Annotated in this window: 21 protein-coding genes; 4 read left to right on the top strand and 17 right to left on the bottom strand. The window is 73.9% G+C overall.

Annotated features, from left to right (window positions below; all coding sequences use genetic code 11):
* Positions 1-3 precede the first annotated feature (3 nt).
* The 5 genes from E8D37_RS09430 to E8D37_RS09410 form a co-directional block, all read right to left on the bottom strand.
* Complete coding sequence (locus E8D37_RS09430; RefSeq protein ID WP_136569482.1) at positions 4-954, bottom strand: AEC family transporter; 951 nt, start codon at positions 952-954, stop codon at positions 4-6.
* A 78-nt stretch (positions 955-1032) separates the two neighbouring features.
* Entirely contained in the window at positions 1033-3741 is a 2709-nt protein-coding gene (locus E8D37_RS09425) for an ABC transporter permease (RefSeq protein ID WP_136569481.1), read from the bottom strand.
* Complete coding sequence (locus tag E8D37_RS09420; protein WP_136569480.1) at positions 3738-4460, bottom strand: ABC transporter ATP-binding protein; 723 nt, start codon at positions 4458-4460, stop codon at positions 3738-3740. Before E8D37_RS09420 ends, E8D37_RS09425 begins: the two co-directional genes overlap by 4 nt.
* Positions 4457-5089 carry a PadR family transcriptional regulator gene (locus E8D37_RS09415; protein WP_136569479.1) on the bottom strand — a complete coding sequence of 211 codons (633 nt, stop codon included), beginning with the start codon at positions 5087-5089 and terminating at the stop codon, positions 4457-4459. Before E8D37_RS09415 ends, E8D37_RS09420 begins: the two co-directional genes overlap by 4 nt.
* 190 nt (positions 5090-5279) lie before the next feature.
* Complete coding sequence (locus E8D37_RS09410; protein ID WP_136569478.1) at positions 5280-8261, bottom strand: S8 family serine peptidase; 2982 nt, start codon at positions 8259-8261, stop codon at positions 5280-5282.
* 312 nt (positions 8262-8573) lie between these two features.
* Here E8D37_RS09410 and E8D37_RS09405 point away from each other — a divergent pair, with 312 nt between their 5' ends.
* Positions 8574-9329, top strand: coding sequence for an SDR family oxidoreductase (locus tag E8D37_RS09405; protein ID WP_240770310.1), 756 nt, complete (start codon positions 8574-8576; stop codon positions 9327-9329).
* Positions 9330-9372: 43 nt separating this feature from the next.
* Here the strand turns inward: E8D37_RS09405 and E8D37_RS09400 are convergent, their stop codons facing one another.
* A complete protein-coding gene (locus tag E8D37_RS09400) occupies positions 9373-11631 on the bottom strand; it encodes a 3-hydroxyacyl-CoA dehydrogenase NAD-binding domain-containing protein (protein WP_276606477.1) in 2259 nt (752 codons plus the stop codon).
* Positions 11628-12845, bottom strand: a complete 1218-nt coding sequence (locus E8D37_RS09395) for an acetyl-CoA C-acetyltransferase (protein WP_136569476.1) — start codon at positions 12843-12845, stop codon at positions 11628-11630. The genes E8D37_RS09400 and E8D37_RS09395 overlap by 4 nt, the downstream gene beginning before the upstream one ends.
* Before the next feature lie 134 nt (positions 12846-12979).
* Here E8D37_RS09395 and E8D37_RS09390 point away from each other — a divergent pair, with 134 nt between their 5' ends.
* Both E8D37_RS09390 and E8D37_RS09385 read left to right on the top strand, forming a co-directional pair.
* Complete coding sequence (locus E8D37_RS09390) at positions 12980-13759, top strand: helix-turn-helix domain-containing protein (RefSeq protein ID WP_136569475.1); 780 nt, start codon at positions 12980-12982, stop codon at positions 13757-13759.
* A 65-nt stretch (positions 13760-13824) separates the two neighbouring features.
* Positions 13825-14727 carry an NAD(P)H-binding protein gene (locus E8D37_RS09385; protein WP_136569474.1) on the top strand — a complete coding sequence of 301 codons (903 nt, stop codon included), beginning with the start codon at positions 13825-13827 and terminating at the stop codon, positions 14725-14727.
* 84 nt (positions 14728-14811) lie between these two features.
* On the opposite strand, the gene E8D37_RS09380 is transcribed toward E8D37_RS09385, so the two are convergent.
* The 10 genes from E8D37_RS09380 to E8D37_RS20545 all read right to left on the bottom strand — a co-directional run bounded on the left by E8D37_RS09380 (position 14812) and on the right by E8D37_RS20545 (position 24727).
* On the bottom strand, positions 14812-15819 hold the full coding sequence (locus E8D37_RS09380; RefSeq protein WP_136569473.1) for a cytochrome d ubiquinol oxidase subunit II: 1008 nt from the start codon (positions 15817-15819) through the stop codon (positions 14812-14814).
* The gene (locus E8D37_RS09375; RefSeq protein WP_240770309.1) at positions 15816-17345 is read right to left on the bottom strand and encodes a cytochrome ubiquinol oxidase subunit I; all 1530 of its coding nucleotides are present in this window, start codon (positions 17343-17345) and stop codon (positions 15816-15818) included. Before E8D37_RS09375 ends, E8D37_RS09380 begins: the two co-directional genes overlap by 4 nt.
* 257 nt (positions 17346-17602) lie before the next feature.
* The gene (locus E8D37_RS09370; RefSeq protein ID WP_136569472.1) at positions 17603-18298 is read right to left on the bottom strand and encodes a type II CAAX endopeptidase family protein; all 696 of its coding nucleotides are present in this window, start codon (positions 18296-18298) and stop codon (positions 17603-17605) included.
* Between the two features lie 136 nt (positions 18299-18434).
* The gene (locus E8D37_RS09365) at positions 18435-18629 is read right to left on the bottom strand and encodes a CsbD family protein (RefSeq protein ID WP_136569471.1); all 195 of its coding nucleotides are present in this window, start codon (positions 18627-18629) and stop codon (positions 18435-18437) included.
* Positions 18630-18728: 99 nt separating this feature from the next.
* Positions 18729-20186, bottom strand: coding sequence for an NAD(P)/FAD-dependent oxidoreductase (locus E8D37_RS09360; RefSeq protein WP_136569470.1), 1458 nt, complete (start codon positions 20184-20186; stop codon positions 18729-18731).
* 77 nt (positions 20187-20263) lie between these two features.
* The gene (locus tag E8D37_RS09355) at positions 20264-21520 is read right to left on the bottom strand and encodes a CaiB/BaiF CoA-transferase family protein (protein ID WP_136569469.1); all 1257 of its coding nucleotides are present in this window, start codon (positions 21518-21520) and stop codon (positions 20264-20266) included.
* A 46-nt stretch (positions 21521-21566) separates the two neighbouring features.
* Positions 21567-22301 (bottom strand): amino acid ABC transporter ATP-binding protein, encoded by a 735-nt coding sequence (locus tag E8D37_RS09350; RefSeq protein ID WP_136569468.1) that lies wholly within the window; start codon positions 22299-22301, stop codon positions 21567-21569.
* On the bottom strand, positions 22298-23155 hold the full coding sequence (locus tag E8D37_RS09345; protein WP_240770308.1) for an amino acid ABC transporter permease: 858 nt from the start codon (positions 23153-23155) through the stop codon (positions 22298-22300). Before E8D37_RS09345 ends, E8D37_RS09350 begins: the two co-directional genes overlap by 4 nt.
* A gap of 34 nt (positions 23156-23189) precedes the next feature.
* The gene (locus tag E8D37_RS09340) at positions 23190-24083 is read right to left on the bottom strand and encodes an ABC transporter substrate-binding protein (protein WP_136569467.1); all 894 of its coding nucleotides are present in this window, start codon (positions 24081-24083) and stop codon (positions 23190-23192) included.
* 50 nt (positions 24084-24133) lie between these two features.
* Positions 24134-24727, bottom strand: coding sequence for a DUF4396 domain-containing protein (locus tag E8D37_RS20545; protein ID WP_206055660.1), 594 nt, complete (start codon positions 24725-24727; stop codon positions 24134-24136).
* Positions 24728-24915: 188 nt separating this feature from the next.
* On the opposite strand from E8D37_RS20545, the gene E8D37_RS09330 reads away from it, so the two are divergent.
* Positions 24916-26058, top strand: coding sequence for an aminotransferase class I/II-fold pyridoxal phosphate-dependent enzyme (locus tag E8D37_RS09330; RefSeq protein ID WP_136569466.1), 1143 nt, complete (start codon positions 24916-24918; stop codon positions 26056-26058).
* The last annotated feature ends 11 nt before the right edge of the window (positions 26059-26069 follow it).

Raw genomic sequence — 26069 nt, 5'->3', positions numbered from 1 at the left:
ACGTCAGCCCAGGACGAGCGCCACGAGCGTCACCGCGGGGACGGTGAGGATCGTGCTCACGAAGATCGCGTCGCGGGCCAGGAGCGTGCCCCGGTCGTAGCGGCTGGCGATGACGAACACGTTCTGCGCCGTGGGCAGCGCGGAGAGCACGGTGACGGCGAAGAGCGCCTCGGGGTCGAGCCCGACGAGCCGTCCCACGACGTAGGCGGCCACCGGCTGCGCGACCACCTTGAGCCCGACGGCCGTGGCGAGCTCGCCGACCGGGACGCCCCGCCCCGGCAGCGGCCCGAGCCGCAGCGCCACGCCGTAGGCCAGCAGCATCGCGGGCACCGCCATGCCGCCGACCAGCGCGATCGGCGCCTCGACGACCACCGGGAGGCGCACGTCCAGCACCGCGATGAGGACGCCCGCGGCGGAGGCGAGGGTGAGCGGGTTGCGCAGCGGCCGCGAGGCGATCCCCCAGAACGAGACCTGCTTGCCGGCCACGGCGATGTCGAGCAGCGCCAGGGCGGCGGGCTGGAGGAGCAGCACCTGCACGAGCAGGATCGGCGCGACCAGCGCCGCGTCACCGAGGACATAGGCGGCGATCGGGATGCCCAGGTTGCCCGCGTTGACGTAGCTCGAGCACAGCGTGGCGACCACGCTCTCCCCCAGCCCGGGGGCCGGGTGGGACGGGTCGCGGCGGGCGCGCAGGCGGGCGGCCACGATCCACACCCCGGTGCCGGCGGCGGTCACCGCCACGGCGGCGACGCTCACCACCAGGTTGAGGCTGAACACCCGGGCGAGGTCGGCGTCCTGGAGCACCGTGAGGAGCAGCGCGGGGCTCGCCACGTAGAACGCCAGCAGGCTCAGGGTCCGCCGCGCGCCGAGGTCGAGGACGCCGAGGTGGGCCAGCAGCCAGCCCAGGGCCACGACGATCGCGATCGTCCCGAAGCCGTCGAGGACGCCGGTCATCGCACGCGTCCTCGTCCCACGGCACGTGAGCCTAGGGGGCGCGCGGCGACAGGTGTCGGGGCGTCCCGCGGGCCGGGCTCACTCGAGCCGCGCCACCAGCGGCAGCCGCGACCGGGCGCTGAGCCACACGACGCCCGCCACCAGCAGCGGCAGGCCCAGGACGACGCCCCCCAGGAGCAGCCACGGCACCTCGAAGTAGTGCGACGGCTCCTCGGCCGCCTGCCCGTAGAGCTGGTAGGAGGACGGCGAGGTGAGCGGGAACGTGATCGCCCACCCGGGCACGAGCCCGACGACCGCGCCCAGCACGGCGCCGACCAGGCCGATCATCAGCGCGTACCCGGCGGCGACGGCCCTGCGGGTGCGGGGCGCGGCGCCGACGGCGGAGAGCGTGGCGAGGTCCGGACGCGCGTCCGAGAGCGCCAGGAACGTCGCGGTGAGCGTGCCGCCCAGCATGAGCACCGCCCCCAGGGCCGCCAGCACCAGCTGGACGATGACCGTCTCCCGCGGCATCCGGTAGCCCTGCTCGTAGACGACCGTGGCGTCGGCGTCCACGCCGCCGACCACCTCCTCGACGCGGTCCGCGTCCGCCGCCAGGTCGCCGGTCACCAGGAGCCCGACGGTGGTGGTGCGCAGCCCGAGCGCGGCGGCCGCCTCCGGCGACAGGACGCCCTGGGCGGGTGCGTAGTCGCCGGTGAAGGTGCTCCAGGCGGCCGGGACCGTGGTCCGCCCGAGGACGCCGCGGTCGTCCCGGGCGAAGGAGCGGGCGGTGAGCCGCGCCGCGTCGGCGGTCGGCACGACCCCCGCGTCGGTGAGGGCGAGGAGGCCACCCTCGGCGAGGGCCGCGTCGGCGTCCGCGAGGGTCGCGTCGTCGAGCTCGAGGAGCCCCGCGGGCACCTGGTCGGCGACGACGATGCCGCCGAAGACCGAGCTGTACCCGCTCAGCACCCGGCCGGTGCCGGGCATCCGCACGTCGAGGTCGGTCGTCCCCCGGAAGCTGCCGACCGGGCCGAGGACCCGGACGACCGAGGCGTCCGGCGCCGCGTCCGAGACGGCCGCGGCCAGAGCGTCCCAGTCGGTGCTCGCCGAGGACCCGCGGACCGCCATCGCCCCGATGGCGAGCTGCGGGGCGTAGCCGGCACGGTTCTCGGCCTCGTCCGAGGTGACGGCGATGCCGAGCGTGACGACGCCCGCCACCGTCGCGGCCACCGCGGCGACGGCCGGGGCGGTGCGGGTGCGGTGGCGCGCGGCGTCCCGCACCGCGAAGCGCAGGGGCAGCGGCAGGCGGCGCGCGCCACGGGCGACCAGCCCGACGACGAGCGGCACGAGGAGCACCATCCCCAGGACGGTGAGCACGGCGCAGAAGGCGATCGGGACCTCGCCCCCGTCGCTCCCCCGCGACGCGCCCAGAGCGGCGGCGCCCACGCCTGCGGCGAGCAGGAGCGCACCGACCAGCGGCGCCCGGCGGCCGGTGCGCACGTCGCCCCGCCTGCCGCCGAGCACGGCCACGGTGCTCGCCCGCGAGGCGGACCACGCGGGGACGACGGCCGCCAGGACGGCGCTGAGCAGGCCGAACAGCGCGACCGGGAGCAGGTGCAGCGGCTCGACCTGGAACGGCCCGAAGCGCTGGCTGCTGAAGAGCTGGAGGACGGGGAGCGCCGCCGCCGTGAGCAGGACGCCGATCAGGGCCCCGCCGACGGCGGCCACCGACCCCAGGACGACCGCGGTGCCGAGGACGACCCGACGCGCCTGCCGGGGGGTCCCTCCGGCGACGGCGAGCAGCGCCAGCGTCCGGGCCTGACGGCGGGCGCCGACGGCGAACGCGGGCCCGGCCAGGAGGACCACCTCGAGGAGGACCATCACCACGACGAGCACGATGACCGTGAGCGTCGAGCCGCTCACGCCGCTCTGCCCGCGCTGCACGCCGGGCGGCAGCTGGGAGTCGGACGGCGGGTCGACCAGGACGGCGCGGGACGCCGCGGTGACCCCGATCCGGTTGAGCGCCAGGACGTCCTTCCAGCTCACCGGTCCGCCGCCCACGAGGTAGCTGCGCGTGCCGTAGGTGGGCAGGGCCGCGCCCGGCCCGAGCAGGAGCGTCTCGCCGGCCGCCGTCTGGGTCGAGGGCTCCGCGAGCCCCACGACGGTGACGGTGGAGCCGTCGCGCATCGCGAGGGTGTCGCCGACCGCGAAGCCGTGGGCCTCGGCCAGGCCCGGCGAGATCGCCGCCTCCTGCGCGGTGGCCGGGAGGCGACCGGCCTCCAGCGTGGCCAGGCCGTCGGTGAGGTGGTCGGACCAGTCGGCCGACGTGCTCCACACGTAGACCAGGCCGTCGTCCGTCCGGACGCGCAGCGTGCCGTCCTCGAGCTCGGTGGAGGGCCGCGTGCCACCGAGGGACGCGGCCGGCCCGAGGACGGCCAGCGCGTCCTCCATCGACGCGGCGTCCATCCGCCTCCGACTGGACGTCCAGGAGCCGTCGTCCGGGTCGGGCAGCTGCCAGGCCCGCGTCGCGCTGGCCTCCAGGGTCACCAGCGCGTCCGCCGTGCCCAGGCGCCGCTCCAGCGCCTCGCCGCCCGAGACGTCCTGCGTGGCGAAGACGGTGTCGGCCAGCGTGACGGCGGCGACCGGCAGCGCGACCATCACGAGGACCAGCAGGCTCCGGCCCCGGTGCCGCCAGGCGTCCCGGCGGCCGAGCCGCAGGGCCAGGCGCCAGTCGGCGCGGGCGGCCCGCAGCCGGCCCGAGGAACGACCGACGACGGGCCGGGCCCCCCGCCCGTCCGCGACCGCGCTCACCGCGCCGGCCGCTCGTCGAGGAGTCGCTCGACCGGGGCGCTGCCCGACTCGTCCACGACCACGCCGTCGCGGAGGAAGACGACCCGGTCTGCCCACGCCGCGTGGCGCGCCTCGTGGGTGACGAGGACGCCGGCGGCGCCCGCGTCGCAGCGGGCCCGCAGCAGCCGGAGCACCTCCTCGCCGGTCTCGGAGTCGAGGGCGCCGGTCGGCTCGTCGGCCAGGATGAGTCGCCGGGAGCCGACCACGGCGCGGGCGATCGCCACCCGCTGCTGCTGGCCGCCCGACATGTCGTCGGGGAAGCGGTCGGCGAGGTGGGCGATGCCGACCTCGTCCAGGGCCGCCAGGGCGGCCGACCTGGCCGCCCGCGCCGACTCGCCGTCGAGCTCGCGCGGCAGCGCCACGTTCTCCGCGGCGGTGAGCGCCGGCACCAGGTTGAAGCCCTGGAAGACGTAGCCGATGGACGTGCGGCGCATCCGCGCCCGACCGGTGGCGCCCAGGGCGGTGAGGTCGACGCCCTCGACCTCCACGGAGCCCTCGGTGGGCGAGTCGAGGCCGCCGGCGATGGTGAGGAGCGAGGACTTCCCCGAGCCCGAGGGCCCCATGACGGCGACGAGCTCGCCGGCGTGGGCGGCGAACGAGACGCCCTGCAGCGCGTGCACCTCGGCCGCGCCGGTGCCGTGGGTCCGGGTGACCCCCGAGAGCCGCAGGACCGCGCTCATCGCCCGGCCTCCTGCTCCGTGGGCTGCTCGACCGGCTGCGTGGCCGGCTGGGGAGTCGTCGCCGCGGCGCTGTCCCCGCGCTCCCCGCGCTCCCGGGCGGCCCGGCGCACGCGGGTCTCGCAGTGGTCGAGCCAGCGGATCTCGGCCTCGGCGGCGAAGACGAGGGAGTCCAGGACGAGGGACCAGGCCAGGTCCCCGTCGGTGTCCCCGGCGCGGCGCTTGAGGCGCGTGTAGTCCTGCAGCGCCGTCATCGAGGCGGTCCGCTGCCGCTGGAGGAGGGCCCCGACGTCCACCCCCGGGACGGTGACGGCGAGCGCGATCTTGATGGCGAGCTCGTCGCGCGCCGGCTGGGTGCGGGCGACCGGCGTGGTGAACCACGCGGCCACCTCCTCGCGGCCGCGGTCGGTGAGCCGGTAGCGCTGCTGCGACTGGCCGTCGGCCTCCGCCCCCTCCGCGCCCGGGGCGGGCTCGACGAGCCCGTCCCGCTCGAGGCGGGTGAGCGTCGTGTACACCTGCCCGACGTTGAGCGGCCAGGTCGAGCCGGTGCGGGCCTCGAACTCCGTGCGCAGCTGGTAGCCGTACATCGGCTCGGTCTCCAGCAGCGCGAGCAGCGCGAGCTTCACGGACATGGCGTGGCACCTCCCGGTCGACAGGCGCTCCCTGCGCCTGCGAGGACATGCATACCACGTATGCATACCGAGTAGGTAGGGCGTCGCCGGCCGGGCCCGGACGCGGCGACGGCCGCCCCGCGGGTGCGGGACGGCCGTCGCTTCTTGGTGCTGGGTGGTGCTGGGTGCTGCTGGGTGCTGCGGTTCCCCGTCAGCCCGCGGCGGGCGTGGTGACCCGCAGCAGGGTGGTGACGCCGGTGTCGCCGTAGTGGATGTAGCCGAGATACTCGGCGTCCGCGTCCAGGCCGGTCCACGACGTGGTGAACGTCGTGTCCTGCCGGGGCTCCAGCGACAGGGTGTCGGGGGTGAAGGTGACGTCGCCGGCCGAGGCGGCCGGGCTCACGTCGTAGACCTTGAGGTCGAAGGCCATCGGCGAGCCCAGCTCACCAGCGGAGTAGCCGTCCACCTCGACCATGTAGGACGGGGAGTCCGGGGACTCGACCGTGACCGACTCGTCGGCCGAGCCCGTCGCCGAGCTGCCGACCTCGGCGTAGTCGCCGTCGCAGCCCGCCTCGGTGAACGAGTACACGTACAGGTCGAGGTCCGCGGTGTCGTCCTCCGCGTCGAGGTCGAAGCGGAGCAGCGAGCTCGCGTCGTCCGCGTCCACGCAGTAGAGCTGGTAGTCGCTCGGGTCGACCTCGCCCGAGACCACGTCGGCCCCGGCGAGGCCCTCCATGGTCAGCGGCACGTCCTCGGACGTGCCACCCGTGACGGTGACGTCGACCGAGCCGTCCGTGCCCTCGGCGGTGACCTCGGCCGGCGCCACGATCTTCTGCGGGCGCAGGGCGACGGGCATCCGCACGCGGGTGGTGCCGCGCAGGGTGACGTAGCCCTTGGCCCACTTCCCGTAGGAGGCGTCCGCGTCGGGGGTGAAGGTGATCTTCAGCGTCCGCTTCTGACCCTTGGCCCCGGAGATGCGGGCCTTGCTGAAGGTCACGTCGAAGCCGGGGACGGAGGCGTGCGGGGTCCAGGTGCCGGACTTGGCGAGGGTGAAGGTGCGCGTGAAGGTGGTGGTCTCCAGCACGCTGCCGTCGGCCATCGAGGGGATGTTGACCTTCTTCGGGTCGATCGCCTTCACGCCCGTGTCCCAGCCGTCCCAGGCCAGGAGCCCGTACCACTGCTTGGCCGTCGAGGCGACGAACAGGCCCGGGTCGAACATCGAGGTCGGCGTGACCTCACCGGCGCCGGAGGCGAAGACGTCCTTGTCGACGTTGCCGTTCGCCTTCCGGGTGCTCGTCGCGGTCGTCATCATCGCGGACTGGACCTGCTGCGGCGTCCAGTTGGGGTGGCGGCTCAGGATGAAGGCGCCGAGGCCCGCGATGTGCGGCGAGGCCATGGACGTGCCCGACTCGAGGTCGTAGTTGCGACCGGAGTCCACCGAGGGAGCGACGGCCGCGAGGACGTCCACGCCCGGGGCGGCGATGTCGGGGTTGAGGATGTCCATGTCGTTGGAGATGCCGGGGCCGCGCGAGGAGAAGCCGGCGATGACCGGAACGGCGGCCGAGGGCTCGTCGGACTCGTTGCCGGGCAGGAGCGCCGCAGTGGGCTCCGCGGCGTAGTCGACGTAGGCGTAGATCGCCTCGGCGTAGTCGGACTCGAGGTGGATCGTCGGCACCGAGTGGAAGTCGGACACGAGGCCCTGCTCGCTCGGGTTCACCAGGATCATGCCGATGCCGCCGGCACGGGCGACCTCGGCGGACTTGTCGACTCGGGCCTGGACGCCGCGCAGGCAGACCACGATCTTGCCCTCGACGTCAGCGCTGTCGAGCGAGTCCGGAGCGCAGAGCTTGGCGTCGGACGGGCTGTCCAGGTCGGTCGACGACGGGTCGGAGTCGACGAGGGCCGTCTGCTCGGGCACGCCGCTGCTGCTCGACGTGGCGCCGAGCATCGTGGTGCCGTCCCCGAGGACGACGGTGCCGTCGAAGTTGCGGTAGGTCGAGGCCGCGACCGAGGTCAGCCAGGGGCCCTGGTTGTCCACGCTGGAGGCGGTCGGGCCGGAGTTGCCCGCCGAGGCCGCGACGAAGACACCGGCGTCGGCGGCGCCGGCGAAGGCCACGTCCGTCACGTCGTAGTCCTCGCTCGGGCTGCCGCCGATGGAGTAGTTGATGACGTCGACGCCGTCGCGGACGGCGTCGTCGATCGCGCTGAGGATCGCGTCGGTGTAGCAGCCGCTGGCGTCGTCGCCGTCGGGGGTCGTCGCCTCCCAGCAGACCTTGTAGGCCGCCACGGACGCCTGGGGCGCCATGCCGACGACCTGGCCGAACTCGACGCCCTCCGTGACGACGTCGTTGACCGGCCGACCGGCCGCGGTGGAGGCGGTGTGCGAGCCGTGGCTGTCGCCGTCGCGCGCGGAGTCGACCTCGCCGTCGTTGGGCACGATGTAGCCGGCGTCGACGTAGGCGAGGAAGGAGTCGTCGTAGTAGCGGGCGCCGATGATCTTCGAGGAGCAGTCGCTCAGCTCGAAGTCCTCGCCCGTCTCGCACTCACCGGTGAAGGTGGTGCCGTCGGCCTTCTTCATGCTGGTGACGCCGATCGGGGACATCGTCGCGTCCCACGCACCGGTGGGCCTGGAGCTGAGCGCCGCGCCCTTGAACGACTTCGACTCGGGCCAGATGCCGGTGTCGAGCACGCCCACGACCACGCCGGCGCCGGCCTTGCTCCGGCCGCCGTTGGACGCCCAGGAGCCGCCCTTGCCGACCATGTCGAGGAAGTTGGCGGTGTTGTCGGAGTCGTAGTCGAGCAGCTCGCGACGGTCGTTCTCGACGACCGCGAGCACGTCCTTGTCCTTGGCGAGCTCGGTGGCCTGCTTGCCGGTCAGGTGCGCGCTGAAGCCGTTGGAGGCGATCGTGAACTGGGAGTCGATCGTCGCGCCGACCGCGGAGGCGACCTGGCGGTTCGACCGCTTGAGGTAGCTCGTGTAGCTCGCCACCGCGCTGGAGCGGGCGTCGAAGCGGCCGCTGGTGGAGCGCGTCGCGGCCAGCCCGTTCGTGCCGCCCGCGTAGGAAGCAGCACCCGGCTGCTTCATCATCACGATGTAGTCGCCGGCGTCGTAGGCCACGGGGGCCTTGCCGTCGACCTTGGTGATCTTGTCGCTGGTGTTCTCGCTCGCCGTGGCGGGCGCGGTGCTGGCCATCAGGCCCAGCGTCAGCGCCCCCACGGAGAGCAGGCCGAGTGCGCGAGCGCGCGACGAACGGCCTGTCGTCTCTGCAGACACAGGTGTGTTCTCCCTCAATTGCCCGAGTCACCCCTCGCGCGTCGGCGCCCGATGCCGGCTGGAACGCGGGGGGAGTGATTGCACACCTCACTCGTCCGATGAGAGGAAGTCAAGAGTCACCTGTGAGTCAGGGCAGAAAAGTTCCCTGCCTGATACATATCCGGACCGGAAATTCCTCTTCACCTGCCAGCACCCTCGACAGCCCCTCCCCCGTGGTGCAGGATGCGTCGGATGCGGACCCTGATCACCGGGGCGTCCTCCGGCCTCGGCGCCGAGATGGCGCGGCAGCTGGCCGCCCGCGGCCATGACCTGGCGCTCACCGCCCGGCGCACCGACCGGCTCGACGACCTCCGCGCCGAGATCGGCGAGACCTCGCCCGGTGTCCGCGTCGCCACCGCTCCCCTGGACGTCACCGAGCTCGCCACGGTGCCGCGGGTGGTCGACGGGCTGCGCGCCGAGCTCGGCGGCCTCGAGCGGGTCGTCGTCAACGCGGGGGCCGGGAAGGGCCGGCCGATCGGGTCCGGGCGTCCCGACGCGAACATCGAGACGCTCATGACCAACGTGGTCGGCGCGCTGGCCACCATGGAGGCCGCCATGGCGGTCTTCCGCGACCAGGGCCACGGCCACCTGGTGGTGGTCTCGTCCGTGATGAGCGTCCGTGCGATGCCCCGCCACATGACCGCCTACGCCGCGTCCAAGGCCGCCGTCGCGCGGCTGGCCGAGGGCGTCCGGGCGGAGGTGGACGCCGGCGACCTCGCCGGACGCGTGCGGGTGACCGTCCTGCACCCCGGGTACATCGTCTCGGAGATGACCGGTGCGAAGTCCGGCCGCACCCCGCTCATGGTCGACACGGAGACCGGCGTCCGCGCCATGGTCGAGGCGATCGAGAAGGAGGTCCCCCGCGCCTACCTCCCGCGGTGGCCCTGGGAGGTGCTGGCGCGCGTGCTCGCCGTGGCGCCGCCCCGGCTGGCGCGGCGCCTCGGCTGAGCGACCGGGCCGTCGGCCCGGTCAGCCGGGTCAGGCGGGTCAGTCAGGCGGGCAGGCGCTCGCCCCGCTCCGCCAGCCCCCGCAGGAGCGCCGGGACGGCGAACCGGTCCCCGTAGCGCGCGGCGAGCTCGTCGGCGCGGGCCACGAACGCGGCCGGGCCGACCGAGCCGTCCGCCCCCTCGTAGCCGTGCACGAGCTGCGCGGCACCGCCGGTGGTCCCCGGGAAGCCGATGCCGAGGATGGAGCCGATGTTGGCGGCCGCCGACGAGGTGAGCACACCCTCCTCGAAGCAGCGCACCGTCTCGATCGCCTCGGCGAAGAGCATCCGGTCGGCCACGTCGCGGAACGGCACGGCCGCGTCGCGGTCGTCCAGCGAGCCGACGGTGGAGCCGAACTCGTCGGCCAGACCGGCCCACAGGCCCCGCCGACGTCCGCCCTCGTACTCGTAGAAGCCCGCACCCTTCAGCCGCGAGGGCCGCCCGAGCGCGATCATCCGCCGCACCACCGCGGTGCCCGGGTGGGCCCGCTCGGGCTGGGCGGCCTCGGTGGCGTCGGCGATCCGCGCGAGCAGCTCCATGTTGAGCTCGTCGGTGAGCTGGAGCGGCCCGACGGGGTAGCCCGCCTGCGTCGCCGCGCGCTCGAGCGAGACCGGGTGGACGCCCTCGGCCAGCATCGCCAGGCCCTCGTTGATCCGCACCCCGATGACGCGGGAGGTGTAGAAGCCCCGGGAGTCGTTGACGATGATCGGCGTCTTGGCGATCGCGCGGACGACGTCGTGGGCGTGGGCCAGCGCCCGGTCGCCCGTCGCGCGGCCGCGGACGATCTCGACGAGCGGCATCCTGTCCACCGGGCTGAAGAAGTGCAGGCCGAGGAACCGCTCCGCGACGTCCTCTCCCGTGGCCGCCGAGACCGCGCTCGCGAGCTCGGTGATGGGCAGGGTCGAGGTGTTGGAGCACAGCAGCGCGCCCGGCTCGAGGTGCGGCAGCACCTGCGCGAAGACCTCGGCCTTGAGCGCCGGGTCCTCGAAGACGGCCTCGATCACCAGGTCGCAGCCGGCCAGGTCGGCCGCCTCGGCGGTGGGCGTGATCCGAGCCAGCACGGCCGCGGCCTTCTCGGGCGTCGTCCGCCCCTTCTCCACGGCCGCGGCGTTGAGGCGCTCGGTGTACCCGCGGCCGCGCTCGGCCGCCTCCACCGAGACGTCCTTGAGGACGACGTCCAGCCCGGCGCGCGCGCAGGAGTAGGCGATCCCCGCGCCCATCATCCCGGCGCCGAGCACGGCGACCCGCGCGGGCCGGAACGGCTCCACTCCCGCGGGCCGGTGGGCCGGGCCGTTGACGGCCTGCATGTCGCAGAAGAACGCCTGGATCATGTTGGTCGAGGTCTGCGAGGACACCAGCGAGGTGAAGTACCGCGACTCGATCCGGGAGGCCGCGGCGAAGTCGCGCCCGGCGCCCTCCACCGCGGCGGCGAGGATGGCCGCCTGCGCCGGGGGCACGTGCCCCTTCATCTGCTGGCGCAGCAGCGCCGGGAAGGCGGGGAGGGCCTGCGCCATCTGCCGGCTCGAGGGCGCGCCGCCGGGCATCCGGTAGCCGGGGGCGTCCCAGGGCTGGGTGTGGGCGTCGGGGTGGGCGAGCACCCACGCCCGGGCGCGCGCGAGCAGGTCCTCGGCAGGCACGACCTCGTCGACGAGCCCCTGGGCCAGCGCCTTCGCCGGGGCCATCTGCGGCCCGCGCAGCAGGACGTCCATGAGGGCCGACTGGAGGCCGAGCATCCGGGTCACGCGGGTGACCCCGCCGCCCCCGGGCAGCAGGCCCAGCGTGGCCTCCGGGAGCCCCAGCCTGATCCGCGGGTCGTCCGCCACGACCCGGTGGTGGCAGGCCAGCGCGAGCTCGAGGCCTCCACCCAGCGCCGCGCCGTTGATCGCCGCGACGACGGGTCGCCCGCAGGTCTCCAGCCGGCGCATCGTGGCCTTGAGGTCCTCGACCATCGCGAAGGTCGCCTCGGCCTCCTCCGGGCCGGAGCGCTGCATGGCCAGCAGGTCGCCGCCCGCGAAGAACGTCGACTTCCCGCTGGCCAGCACGACACCCCGGACGTCGTCGGGCCGGGCGGTGACGTCGGCCAGCAGCGCGTCCACGGCCGCGGCGTAGGCCGGGCCGAAGCGGTCGTTCATCGTGTTCACCCGCGCCTGCGGGTCGTCGAGCAGGATCGTGGCGATCCCCTCGTCGTCGAGGCGGTAGGTGACGGAGGTGTCCACGGCGGGGTTCACGGCGGGGTTCACGGCGGTGTCCGGCACGGCGCTCACACCCGCTCCACGATCGTGGCGATGCCCATGCCGCCGCCGACGCACAGCGTCGCGAGGCCGCGGCGCAGGTCGCGGCGCTCGAGCTCGTCGACGAGCGTGCCGAGGATCATGGCGCCGGTGGCGCCGAGCGGGTGGCCCATGGCGATGGCTCCTCCGTTGACGTTGGTGATCTCGTGGTCGATGCCGAGGTCGGCCATGAAGCGCAGAGCGACCGCCGCGAACGCCTCGTTGATCTCGAACAGGTCGATGTCGCCGACCTCGAGGCCGGCCTTGGCCAGCGCCTTGCGGGCGGCCGGGGCCGGGCCGGTGAGCATGATGGTGGGGTCGGCGCCGGAGACGGCCGCGCTCAGCACCCGGGCGCGGGGCTCCAGTCCCAGCCGGGCGCCGGCGTCCTCGGAGCCCAGGAGCACCAGGGCGGCGCCGTCGACGATGCCCGACGAGTTCCCCGCGTGGTGGACGTGGTCGATCGACTCGACCCAGTGGTACTTCTCCAGCGCGACCGCGTCGAAGCCGAAGTCCCGGCCCAGCGCGGCGAACGAGGGCCGCAGGCCGGCCAGCGACTCCACCGAGGTGCCGGGCCGGACCGTCTCGTCGGTCTCGAGCAGGGGCAGCCCGTTGCGGTCGAGCACCGGCACGACGGACGCGGCGAAGCGACCGTCCGCCCAGGCCTTGGCGGCGCGGGCGTGGGACTCGGCGGCGAAGGCGTCCACGTCGGTGCGCGTCCAGCCGCCGAGGGTGGCGATGAGGTCGGCGCCGATGCCCTGCGGGACGAACCCGGTGGCCAGCGCCGTGGCGGGGTCCGCGGCCCACGGGCCGCCGTCGGCGCCGATCGGCGTGGACGACATGTGCTCGACGCCGCCGGCGACGATGACGTCCTCCCAGCCCGAGCGCACCCGGGCGGCGGCCTGGTTGACGGCCTCCAGCCCCGAGGCGCAGAACCGGTTGAGCTGCACCCCGGCGGTGGTCTCGGGGTAGCCGGCGGCCAGGGCTGCGGTCTTGCCGAGGTCGCCGCCCTGCTCGCCGATCGGCGTCACGACACCGAGCACCACGTCGTCCACCGCCTCGATCCCGGCGTCCAGGCCGGGGTTGCGGGTCCGCAGCGCGGTGAGCAGGCCGGTGGCGAGCGAGACCGGCGTGGCCTCGGCCAGGCTCCCGGTCGCCTTGCCGCGCCCCCGTGGGGTGCGCAGGTGGTCGTAGATGAACGCCTCGGGCATGCCGGTGCCTCTCTGCTGGCGGCGGGTGGGGGCGGTGCGGCGGCGCGGGCTGGGTGACGCGCGCCACGTCCGATCATGACACCGGTACTGTCACGGTGGTCAAGGGGCAGCCCGAGGACGGACGAGGAGGGGCCATGACGCAGCACGATCCCGACGGCGGCGACGCCGGGCGCGCCGGGCAGGACGCCCTGCTCACCCTCGCCGAGCTCACCGAGCGGACCGGCGTGAGCGTCCGCAACGTCCGCTTCTACACCTCCCGCGGCCTGCTGCCGGCGCCGGTGCGGAAGGGGCGCTCGGGGTACTACACCGCCCTGCACGTGGCCCGGCTGGAGCTGGTCCGCGAGCTCCAGGGCCACGGCTTCACCCTCGCCGCCATCGAGGGCTACCTGGCGACGCTCCCCGCGGAGGCCAGCGCCGACGAGGTCGCCGTGCGGCGCACCATGCTCACGCCCTGGCACGCGGACGACGAGGCGGTGCCGAGCCGCGCGGCGCTGGAGCAGCGGGCCGGCCGCACGCTCGACGACGACGCGCTGGCCCTGCTCGACGCCCTCGGCATCGTCCGCCCGGACCGGGACGGCGGCGGGGCGGGCGACGGGCACGGCGACGGGGGGTACCGCGTGGCCGCCGCGCGGCTGCCGGTCGGGCTCACGTTGCTCGACCTCGGCTTCCCGCTCGCCGCGGCCCGGGCGGCCGGGGAGGCGTGCGAGCGCGCCGGTCGCGCGCTCGCCGCGGAGCTGGACGACGTCTTCCGCACCCAGGTCTGGCCCGCCTACCGCGACGACGCGACGCCCGCGCAGCTCCAGGCGCTCGTGGCCGCGATGAAGCCGGTGACGGTGGCGGGCCTGGTGGCCTCGTACGAGAGCGCCATGGACGCCACCCGCCGCGAGGAGGTCGCCCGCCGGACCGGGGGCTGAGCCCGGCCGGGGTGTGCGCGGTCGGGTGAGCAGGCGGGCCCGGCCGCCTGCCTACCGTGATCCGCATGAGTCGTACCGTCCTCGTGACCGGCGCCAGCGGGTTCGTCGGCCGCCGGCTCGTGCCCGCGCTGCTCGAGGCCGGGCACCGGGTGAAGGCGATGACGCGGCACCCCGAGACCTACGACGGGCCCGGCGAGGCGGTGTTCGGGGACGTCTTCGACCCCGGCTCCCTGGCCGAGCCGATGGACGGCGTCGACGTCGCGGTCTACCTCGTCCACTCCCTCGACGACAACGACTTCGAGAACAAGGACGCGGCCGCCGCCCGGGACTTCGGGCTGGCCGCCGCGGCCGCCGGCGTCGACCAGATCGTCTACCTCGGCGGCCTCGGGGCCGACGGCGAGTCCCTCTCGCCGCACCTGCGCTCGCGCCGCGAGGTCGAGCACCTGCTCGGCCTCAACGGCGTGCCCGTCACCGTCCTGCGCGCCGCCATCGTCGTGGGCGCCGGGGGCGTCTCCTGGGAGATGACCCGCCAGCTCGTCAAGCACCTGCCCGCGATGGTCGTGCCGAAGTGGGCGGCCACCCGCACGCAGCCCATCGCCATCGAGGACGTCGTCCGCTACCTCGCCGGCGTGGTCGGCAACGAGGCCGCGCTGGGCCGCACGTTCGAGATCGGCGGCGCCGACCAGCTGTCCTACACCGGGATGCTCCAGGAGGCCGCGCTCGTGCTCAACGGCCGCCGCACGCCCATCCTCGAGGTGCCCGTCGGCACCCCGATGCTCTCGGAGTGGTGGATCCGCCTCGTCACCGGCGTGGACGCGACGACCGCCGGCAACCTGATCGAGTCGATGGGCACCGAGGTGCTCGTCACCGACCCCGCCATCCGCGAGGTCGTGCCGTTCGAGCCGATGACGTACGCCGAGGCCGTGCGCCGGGCCGTCGCCGAGGACGCCGCCCCCGCCGCGAGCTGAGCCGGGCCGAGTTGAGCCGGGCCGAGTTGAACCGGGCCGCGCTGAGCCGGGCCGAGCCGAGCCGGGCCGAGCAGCGCCTGACCGTCAGGCGTGCTCCTCCTCGGCCTGCCACCGCTGGGCCATGACGAGCAGGTAGATGAGCGAGGGCAGCACGAGCAGCACCGCCAGCGCGACGGCGACGAGCAGCGCCTCGAGGGTCGCGGTGGCGCCCGCGGCCTGGTCGAGGGTCATCTGGTCGACGAGGAACCAGGGGTACTGGCCCATGCCCCACGCCGAGACGACGGCGACGACCGCGGCGACGGCGGTCCACCGCGCCCACGACGACCGCCGCAGCCAGACGAGCACGACGGTGGCGGTGCCGAAGACGGCCGAGGCGATCACGATGGGCAGCGCCCGGCCGGTCAGCCCGGCCCACAGGGTCGGCGCGTCGGAGTGCAGCGGGGCCAGCCCGGCGAGGACGACCGCCCCCGTGCCCAGGCCGACCACGAGGGTGCGGCGGCGCAGGGACTCGGCGAGCGCGCGGTCGGGTCCGCGGCCGGCGTCCGAGACGAGGAAGACGCCGGCCAGGAAGGCGCAGGTGCCGATCGCGACGAGCCCGCCCACGATCGAGGTGGGGCCGAGCCACGACGACCACACGCCGCCGCGGCCCTCGGCGGGCACGCGGCCCGAGGCGATCGCGCCGGCGACGCAGCCGAGGAAGAACGGCGTGATGACGGAGGAGACCGCGAAGACGGCACCGAAGAACCGTGCCGCGGCCAGGCTCTCGGCGTACTTGCGGAAGGCGAACGCGGAGCCGCGCAGCACGATGCCCCCGACGGCCAGGAACATCGGCACGATGAGGGTGCGCATGGCCGGCTCGAAGGAGTGCGGAAACGCCGTCCACCACACGACCATCACGTAGATCAGCCAGACGTGGTTGGCCTCCCACACCGGGCCGATGGAGTGGTCGACCTGGCGGCGGATCGCGGCGCCGGAGCGCGAGCCGCCGGCGGTGAGGTCGAAGAAGCCGGAGCCGAAGTCGGCCCCGCCCAGCACCGCGTAGGCCAGGACGCCGACGAACAGCGCGGCCGCGATGACGACGACGAGGCTCATCGGTCCCCGCCCTCGCCCGCGCCCTCGCCGGGACCGGAGTGGGCGGCCTCGGCAGCCTCGACCAGCGACGGCTCAGGGCCGTAGGGGCTGGGCAGCTCCTCCTCGCCGCGGCGCCACCGCTTGGCCATCGAGCGCAGGACGTAGACCGCGCCGATCGTCATGCCGAAGTAGAGGACGACGGAGGCGCCGTAGAGCCACCACAGACCGGAGTTGGAGCCGGCGGCCTCGGTGGTGCGCATGACCCCGTAGACGATCCACGGCTGGCGCCCGACCTCGGTGGTGATCCAGCCGGCCCACATCGCGACCATGGTGAGCGGCCCGGAGGCGACCATCAGCCAGAGGAACACCTTGCTGCGGCGGGTCTCGACCGAGAGCAGGTCGAACTTCCGCCAGCGGGCGAACCAGTAGACGAGGACGACGAAGGCGAGCAGGAAGCCGATCCCGATCATCGTCTGGAAGGAGAGGTGGACGAGGTTCACCGGGGGCTGGTCGGCGGCGGCGATCTGGTCGAGGCCGGTCACCGGCTTGGTGAGGGACTCCTCGGCGATGAGCGAGCCGAGGTAGGGGATGTCGATGGCGCCGTAGACGTGGCCGTTGATCGCGATGCCGCCCAGCCGCTCGGGGCTGGCCCCGTCCGTGGTGGTGAGCGCCAGCTCCATGGCGGCCAGCTTCGCGGGCTGGATCTCCGCGAGGTCGGTGCCGAGGAAGTGCCCGACGACCGGCTGCAGGATCGCGGCGATGCTGGCGAAGACCATGGCGACGGAGAAGCCGAGCCGGTGGTGCCGGTCGCGGCGGCCCTTGAGCAGGCCGCGGGCGTAGACGGCGGCGACCATGAACCCGGTGACCATGAACGCGGCGACCCACATGTGGGCGAACATCATCCACACGCGGTCGTTGAGGAACGCCGCCCACGGCTGGACGTCGCTCACCACGCCGTCCACGTAGGTGAAGCCCGTCGGGTCGTTCATCCAGGCGTTGACCGCGATGACGCAGAACGTGCCGAAGATGCCGGTGATCCCCATCGGCACGAGGAAGTACAGGTGCCGCTTGGGCGGCATCCGGTCCCAGCCGTAGAGGTAGAGGCCGATGAAGATGGCCTCGAGGAAGAACGCGAGCCCCTCGAACGCGAACGGCAGGCCGATCACGTCCCCGAAGGTGCCCATGAGGCCCGGCCACAGCAGGCCCATCTCGAAGCTGAGCACCGTGCCGGAGACGGCGCCGATGGCGAACAGCACCGCCGAGACCTTGGACCAGCGCCGGGCCAGGCGCATCGCGCCCTCGTCCTGGCGGTACACGCCCCGCCAGTGCATCGCGAAGATGATCGTCGGGAAGGCGACGCCGAAGCAGGCCAGGACGATGTGCCAGCCGAGCGAGAGGGCCATCTGCTCCCGGGCCGGCAGGAGGCCGGCGGGGGTGGCCGTCAGCGTCGTGACGGAGGAGGCCAACGAGGACGTCAGGGAGGACGTCAGCGAGGACGAGAGGGAGGTGCCGAGGCTCCCGACAGCGGTGTCGAGCAGGGGGTTCACGGCCCCAGGCTAGACACGTGGTCCGGACGTTCCCGAGACTTCGTGAAAGTTCTCACAAGGTGCAGAAGTCCCAGGTGACCCTGTCAGTCGGCTCGTTCTGAGGTGTGACTGTTCGACAGTTGTCACGGGCCCCCGCGCCTGACCTGGGATCTTCATGGCGCACTCATCCGGACTTCAACTGGGCCTCAACCGGGCCTCATCGAGCGCTCAGCCGCGGACCCCGTCAGGAGGCCCGGAAGGACGTCCCGGCGGCTCGCTCAGGCGAAGACCAGCGGCAGGATCAGCAGCATCGAGAGCGACCACGTCAGGTGCGTGATGATCGGCGCGAGGACGCCGCCGGAGGCCCGGCGCTCCAGGCCCACCACCACCCCGAGCAGGACGGCGGCGAAGGCGAGCATCACGTTGCCGCTCGCCAGGGTGGCGGCCGTGTAGGCCACCGTCGTGACCAGGACCGGCCGGGTCGGCACCGCCGCGTAGGCGGCCCCACGGAAGAACAGCTCCTCGGCGATGCCGTTGACCGCCGTCACGGCGACCAGCGCCGGCAGCGAGCCCTGGGTGGAGTAGTCGAGGACCGAGCGGATCTCGGAGACCAGCGGCGCGAAGGCGTCCACCTCGCGCAGCACCAGCCCGCCGACGACGAACACCGCCACCATCGCCACCCCCACCACGAACGGCGAGAGGACGGGCCGCACGAGCCGGTCGCGCAGCCCGATCCGGCCGAGGTGGAGCCGGCCGGAGACGAACGCCCCCGCCGTCCAGATCGCCGCGAGCACGAGGGTGAGGACGTAGAACGCGCCCGAGCCGGGCTCGGTGCGCAGCAGGAACCCGAGCGCGACGGCCCCGAGCACCACCACGGCGGCCACCACGACCTGGCGTCGCCGCAGCACCTGCGGGGAGTCCCAGTGGTCTCGCGGGACCTTGTCCCACAGGCTCCGGCGCACGAGCTGGCTCATGGTCCCCCTCCTGGACGTCTCGCCGATCGTGGTCGTCACGGATGCAGGCGAGCCGCCCGGTCGCCCGGGCGGCTCGTCTGGGGGTGAGGGGTGTGCGTGACTCCGCCTCACCGGCGCGGGCCGAGGCCCGCGGGTCTCACTTCGAGAAGGTGCGCTTCAGGTCGCCCGCGGCGTCCTTGACCTTCTCGCCGGCCTGCTTGATGCCGGCGGAGGCCTGGTCGCCCCGGCCCTCGGCCTGGAGCTCCTCGTTGCCGGTCGCGCTGCCGTAGGACTCCTTGCCCTTGCCCTGCAGCTCCTCGGCCTTGTTCGAGATCTTGTCCTTGAGGGACATGTCTGCCTCCTTCACCTCGTCCGAGACGGTCCCTTGCGGGGCCCTGATGCCTCCAGGGAACCAGCGTCGGAGCGGAGTCGTTTCACCCTTCCGGTCGCCTCACCGGAACGCGAGCACCCCGTCGTCCAGGTCGTCGTGCCGGATGGTGCGCAGGTCGGTGAGGTAGTTCTGCTTGAGCATCCAGGGGGCGCGGTCGCCCTGCCGGGGCAGGTGGTCCAGCGCCCGCAGGACGTAGCCGGAGCGGAAGTCCATGAACGGCCGCTCGCCGACCTCCGGGTCCCGCTGGGCGGTGAAGCTGGTCCGCCCGTGCTCGTCGAGGTACGACAGCATCCGGCACACGTAGTCGCTGACCAGGTCGGCCTTGAGCGTCCAGGAGGCGTTCGTGTAGCCGATGGTGAAGACGAAGTTGGGGACGCCGGAGAGCATGAGCGCCTTGTAGGCCATCGTCTCGTGCGCCTTCACCTCGGCGCCGTCGACCGTCATCGTGATGCCGCCGAACGCCTTGAGCTTCAACCCGGTCGCGGTGACGATGACGTCCGCGTCCAGGTGCTCGCCGCTGCGCAGCCGGATGCCGGTCGCGTCGAAGGTGTCGATGTGCTCGGTGACCACGTCCGCCTTGCCGCTGCGCAGCGCCTTGAACAGGTCGGAGTCCGGGACGAAGCACAGCCGCTGGTCCCAGGGGTCGTAGTCCGGCTTGAAGTGGGTGTCCACGTCGAGCCCCGTGCCCTGGAGCTGCTGCTCGGTGGCGGTGCGGATGAGCCTGCGGCCCCACTCGGGCCGCCGCTGGAAGAGCTGGTAGCTGCCCACCTGGACGAGGATGTTCTTCCAGCGCACGAGCGGGAACCGCAGCTTCTGGGGCACCCGCGCCAGGGCCTTGCCCCACGGGTCGCGGCCCGGGCGGGAGAGGACGTAGGTGGGCGAGCGCTGGAGCATCGTGACGTGCCCCGCGGTCGGCGCCATGGCCGGCACGAGGGTCACGGCCGTGGCGCCCGAGCCGATGACGACGACCTTCTTGCCCGCGTAGTCGAGGTCCTCGGGCCAGAACTGGGGGTGGACGATCTCGCCCTCGAAGTCCTCCGCACCCGGGAAGACCGGCGCGTGGCCCTGCTCGTAGTCGTAGTAGCCGGAGCAGCCCCAGAGCAGGCCGCAGCGGATCTGCTTCTCGACGCCGTCGTGGGTGTACGTCACCGTCCAGCGCTGCTCCGCGCTGCTCCAGGACGCCTCGGTGACCCGGTGGTCGTAGCGGATCAGCCGCTCGACGTCGTGCTCGCGCGCCACCGTGCGCAGGTAGTCGAGGATGAGGTGGCCGTCGGCCAGCGCGGTGTCGCTGGGCCACGGCCGCCACCGGAAGCCGAACGTGAACATGTCGGAGTCGGAGCGGATGCCCGGGTACCGGAAGAGGTCCCAGGTGCCGCCGCTGGTCGCGCGCGCCTCGAGCACGGCGACGCTCTTGCCGGGGTGGCGGGTGACGAGCTGGCAGGCGGCGCCGATGCCGGAGAGGCCGGCGCCGACCACGAGGACGTCGACGTCCTCGAGGGGAGCATCGGAGGGGGTCATGCAGGGACGGTAGCGCGGATCCCGGCTTATTGACAGATATTCATTAGGGCGGATCGGTGGGCGGTGGCGCCCGACCGTCACGCCTGGTGCACCACCCCGCGGGCGAGCAGGCCCGCGACGTCCTCCTCGCCCCAGGCGGCGAGCGCGGCCCCGGTGTCCTGGCCCACGGTGGCCGGCGGGGGGCTGCCGAGCCCCGCGGGGGTGAGCGAGAACCGGGGCGCCGGGGCGGGCTGCGGGCCGCCGGGCCCCGGCAGGAACGTCCCGCGCGCCGCCAGGTGCGGGTGCCGGGCCGCCTCCTCGCGGGACAGGACGGGGACGAGGCACGCGTCCGTGTCCGCCGCCGCGGCCGCCCACTCGTCGCGGGTGCGGGAGGCGATCACCCGCGCGAACAGCGCCACCATCTCCGGCCAGCGGGCGAGGTCCGCCTGGTCCGGGCACTCGTCCGCCACGTCCAGGACGTCGAGCAGCGCCGCGAAGAACGGGGGCTCGAGCGCGCCGACCGCCACGTGCCGGCCGTCCGCGGTCTCGTAGAGCCGGTAGAACGGGGCCCCGCCGTCGAGCAGGTTCTGCCCGCGCGGCGCGGTGTCGATCCCGCCGTTGGCGAGGGCGTGGGTCATGGAGTCCAGGTGGGCGAGACCGTCGACGATCGCCGCGTCCACCACCTGGCCGCGGCCCGTGGCCCGGGCGTGGGTGAGCGCCGCCAGCAGGCCGATGACCAGGTACGTCGACCCGCCGCCGAAGTCGCCGAGCAGGTTGCGTGGGAAGTGCGGGCGCGCCGGGTCCTGCCCCGCGCCGTCCAGCGCCCCGGTGAGCGCGACGTAGGTGAGGTCGTGCCCGGCGCGCTGGGCCAGCGGGCCGTCCTGGCCCCACCCGGTCATCCGGCCGTAGACCAGGCGCGGGTTCGCGGCGAGCGCGTCGGCCGGGCCGATCCCCAGGCGCTCGGCGACCCCGGGCCGCATGCCCTCCACGAGCAGGTCGGCCCGGGCCACCAGGCGCAGCACGAGGGCGGACGCCTCGGGGTGCTTGAGGTCGATCGCCACGCTGGGCCGCCCGCGGTTGAGCAGGTCGTGGCTGCCGCCGGTGAACAGCTGGCCCCGCGGCCGGTCCAGCCGGACCACGTCCGCCCCCAGGTCGGCCAGGATCATGCAGGCGTGCGGCCCGGGCCCGATCCCCGCGACCTCGACCACCCGGACCCCGGCGAGCGGCCCGCCGCGTCCGGCGCCGCCGTCCTGCTGCCGTCCCTCCGCCTGCCTGCCCTCCGTCTGCCGCTGGTCCTCGGGCTGGTCGTCCTGCCGGGCGTGCTGGTCGTGCGGGTCGTGGGGGGTCGCGGACATGCGTCCCATCCTGCACCCGGCCGCCGGCACGGCGGCCCCGCCAGGCTCAGAGCACGCGCTTGAGGAACGCCCGGGTGCGCTCCTGCACCGGGTCCACCAGGACCTGGGCCGGCGGGCCCTGCTCGCAGACGCGGCCGTCGTCGAGGAAGACGACGGTGCTCGCGACGTCCCGCGCGAAGGAGATCTCGTGGGTGGCCAGCACCATCGTGGTGCCCTGCGCGGCCAGCTCGCGGAGGATGCCGAGCACCTCCCCGACGAGCTCGGGGTCCAGGGCGGCGGTCACCTCGTCCAGGAGGAGCAGGGTGGGCCGGGTGCACAGCGCCCGGACCACGGCGGCGCGCTGCTGCTGGCCGCCGGAGAGCCGGTCGGGGTGGGCGTCCACGTGCTCGCCCAGGCCGAAGCGGGTGAGCAGCTCGCGGGCGCGGGCCTCGGCCTCGCGCCGGCCGACGCGGTGCGCGCGGCGCGGGGCCAGCGTGCAGTTCTGGAGCACGGTGAGGTGCGGGAAGAGGTTGTAGGCCTGGAAGACCATCCCCATCCGGCGGCGCACGGAGCGGGGGTCGACCTTGGGGTCGGTGATCTCCCGGCCCTCGAGCTCGATCGTGCCGTCGTCGACCTGGTCGAGCAGGTTGAGGCAGCGCAGGAGCGTCGACTTGCCCGAGCCGGAGGCGCCGATGAGGCAGACGACCTCGCCGGTGGCGACGTCCAGGTCGACCCCGTCGAGCACGACCCTCTCGCCGTACGCCTTGCGCAGGCCCCGGACGCGCAGCAGCGGCTCGCTCATCGCGCCCCCGCCCGCTCGCGCTCGACGACGCGCTTCTGGAGGTGGTCGGTGAGGCGGGCCAGCGGCACGGTGAGCACGATGAAGTAGATCGCGACGACGACCATCGGCGTGTAGTTGAAGTTGTAGTTGGCGTAGTTGGTGGCCCAGAAGACGCCGTCGAGGACGCCGAGCACGGAGACGAGCGCGGTGTCCTTCTGCAGGGAGACGAAGTCGTTGAGCAGCGGCGGGACGATCCGGCGGACCGCCTGCGGGACGACGACGTGGCGCAGGATGCGGCCCTCCGAGAGGCCCAGCGCGCGGGCGCTCGCGACCTGCGAGGGGTGCACCGACTCGATGCCGGAGCGGAAGACCTCGGAGACGTAGGCCGAGTAGGAGACCACCAGCGCCACCCCCGCCCACACGACCCGGTCGTTGGTGAGGCCCTGGAGCTGGAGGGCGGGGATGCCGAACCCGAACATCGTGATGAGCAGGATGGTCGGGATGCCCCGGACGACGTCCGTGTAGACCACCGCGACCACCCGGACCGGCGCGAGCCAGGCCGAGCGGGTCGTGCGGGCCACCGCGATGAGCAGGCCCAGCGCGAGGATGCCGATCTCGCAGAGCACGAAGAGGCGGACGTTGAGCCACATCGCCTCGAGGACGGCCCGCCAGGACTCCCGCGCTGCCTCCGGCGAGAAGAAGTACTCCTTGACCCGCGGCCAGCCCGGCGAGGACAGAAGCCCGGCGACGACCAGGCCGAGCACCGCCACGGTCATCACCGTGGCGATGACCGTGGAGCGGACCCGCTGCCGGCGACGGACCGACCGCCGGGCGAGCTCGTGCTCGCTCGGGGTCCAGACCTGGGTGTCGCTCACACGCGCGCCGAGGGTGCTCGCCGGGACGTCCCGATCAGCTCAGCTCCGGGACGGAGACGGTGTCGGAGAGCCACTTCTTCTCGATCGCGGCAAGCGTGCCGTCCTCGGTCATGGCGGCCAGCGCCTCGTCCACGCAGGTGACCAGCGGGTTGCCCTTCTCGAAGAGCATGCCGAACTGCTCCTGCTCGCCGGTGTCGGGCTGGAACTGGCCGACGATGGTGCCGTCGTTGCCCAGCTGCACCGCGGAGATGTAGAAGGCCGTCGGCAGGTCCGCGAGGATCGCGTCGACCTGGCCGTTCTTGAGCGCCTGGACCGCGGCGTTCGTGGTCTGGAAGACCGACGGGTCGGAGTCGGGCTCGATGACGTCGGTGATCGCGGTGAGGCTGGTCGTGCCCGTCTGCGCACCGAGGTTCAGGCTCTTGAGGTCGTCCAGGCTCGTCGCGTCGGCCGCGGCCGAGCCCTTGAGCGCGATGACGGCCTGGGCCGCCGAGTAGTAGCCGTCGGAGAAGTCGACGACCTTCGCGCGCTTGGCGGTGATCGAGATCTGGTTGATGTCGAAGTCGAAGTCCTTCGCGCCCGGCGCGTAGGAGGTGTTGAACGGCACCACGGTCCAGGTCACCTGGTCGGCGCTGAAGCCCAGGCGGCTGGCGACCTCGTAGGCGACCGCCGACTCGTAGCCCTTGCCGTTGGTCGGGTCGTTGCCCTTGAACCACGGCGAGTAGGCCGGGGAGTCGGTGCCCACGGTCAGCTCGCCGGCCGTGGTGAGCATGTCGTCGGTGACGCAGGTCGACGGGTCGCCGGTCGCGCTGGCGCTCGCGTCCGAGCTCGAGGTGTCGGTGGCCGACTCCTCGGTCGGCGCGCAGGCCGTGGCGGCCACGGCGAGGAGCAGGGCGGCGGGGACGGCGAGGGCGGTGGAGCGGCGGCGCATGCTCCGGATCGTAGGGCCGGTGTGTGTCGGGCGGGTGACGGGCACCCCCCTCAGCGGGTCCGGGCCGTGGAGTGCGTCTCGTGCGCGTGGCCGCCCTGCGTCCCCTGCGCGTCGTGGTCCGCGTGGTCCTCGTGGTCCTCGTGCGTGCCGTGCGCGTCGTGGTCCTCGTGCCCCGCGTGGCCCTCGTGGTCCGCGGAGCCGTGGCCCTCGTGGAGCTGGTGCACCTTCGCGTGCCCCAGGCCCCGGTCCATCATCGCCTTGTTCACCGGGACCGTGACGACGAAGGCGATCGCCAGCGAGAGGACGAGCGAGCCCCAGAAGAGCCAGTCGGTCAGGCCCGCGCTCAGGGCGCCCGGCACCGCGGCGATGAAGCCGTTGTCGACGACCTCCATGACGAGGATCGAGACGGTGTCGGAGGCCAGCGCCGCCTTGACCGCGGTGGCCGTGTCCGCCCCGGCCTTCTTCACGCCCCAGAACGTCAGCGAGTAGCCGAAGACGAACGACAGCACGAACGAGACGACGATGCTCGTGAGGTTGTGCCAGCCGAACGCGGTGCTGAGCACCATGCCGACGATCTCACCGGCGGCGCAGCCGGTGAGGCAGTGACGAGTCGCGGTGACGGCCATCTTCCAGGAGGAGTCCATGTCCTCCGTGGTACCCCGATGGGGTACCGGGACACCTGGTCCCTGTGGGTGAGGGGGGCGGGTGAGGGGCGGGTGACGGGGGCGGGTGAGGGAGCGGCTCCGCCCGTCGGCTCCTAGGGTGGCGACTGGCCACGGTCCACCCCGACCAGGCTCCCCGCCACCTCCCCACCCCGACCTGGAGGAACCCCGTGATCGTCGACCTCACCGACGAGCAGGCGCGACGCGCCCTCCCCCTCAAGTGGGGGGCCGTGCCGGAGGGCACCGTCCCCGCGTGGGTGGCCGAGGCCGACTACGCGCCGGCACCGGCCATCGCCGCGGCCGTGGACGCGGCCGTGTCCGACGGGATGCTCGGGTACGCGCCGTTCGCCGGCACCGGTCACGACGCCGCCCTGGACGAGGCGTTCCGCGGCTTCGCCCGACGGCACTGGGGCTGGGAGCTGCCCGCCGGCCGCACCGTGGTCACCGGGGACGTCGTCGCCGGCGTGCGCCTCGTGCTGGAGACGCTGTGCCCGCCCGGCCCCGTCGTCGTCCCCGCGCCGTACTACCCGCCGTTCCACCAGCTCACCGAGGTCACCGGGCGCGCCCTCCTGCCCGTCGACACCGACCCCGACGCCCCGGACGCGCCGCTCGACCTCGCCGGCATCGAGCGCCGCCTGGTCGAGGACGGCGCGCGCACCGTCGTCCTGTGCAGCCCCCACAACCCGACCGGCCGGGTCCACCGCCGCGACGAGCTCGAGGCGCTGCGCGACCTCACCCGCGCCCACGGCGCCCGGGTCGTGGCCGACGAGATCCACGCCCCCCTCGTGCTGCCGGGGTCGCCCGCCTTCGTCCCGTACCTGACCGTCGACGAGCGCGCCGTCGCCGTCACCAGCCACTCCAAGACCTTCTCGACCGCCGGCCTGCACACGGCCCAGGTGGTCACGCTGGACGACGAGGACCTCGCCGTCCTGCGGGCCGTGCCGCACGCGCAGAACGGCGGCGCGTCCGTCCTCGGGATGGTCGCCGGGGTGGCCGCGTGGAACGACTGCGACGCCTGGCTCGAGGCCCTGCTCGAGCGGCTCGTCGCGCAGCGCGCCCTGCTCGGCGACCTGCTCGCCGAGCACCTGCCCCTCGCGCGCACCCGCGTCCTCGAGGCCACCTACCTCGCCTGGGTCGACCTGCGGGCGTACGGCGTCGAGGACCCGGCCGCCGCCGGCCTCGCCCACGGCGTGAAGGTCTCGCCGGGGCACGACTACCACCCCGGCCTCGCCGGCCACGTGCGGATCAACCTCGCGACCGACGCCCGCCGGCTGCGGCTCGTCGTCGAGCGGCTGGCCGCGGCGCTGGTCTGAGGGGCCTCAGC

The sequence above is a fragment of the Nocardioides sp. GY 10127 genome, from assembly GCF_004919085.1.
Classification (GTDB): Bacteria; Actinomycetota; Actinomycetes; order Propionibacteriales; family Nocardioidaceae; genus Nocardioides.
The sequence above is the reverse complement of the archived record's forward strand: the minus strand, read 5'-3'. Positions and strand labels throughout refer to the sequence as shown.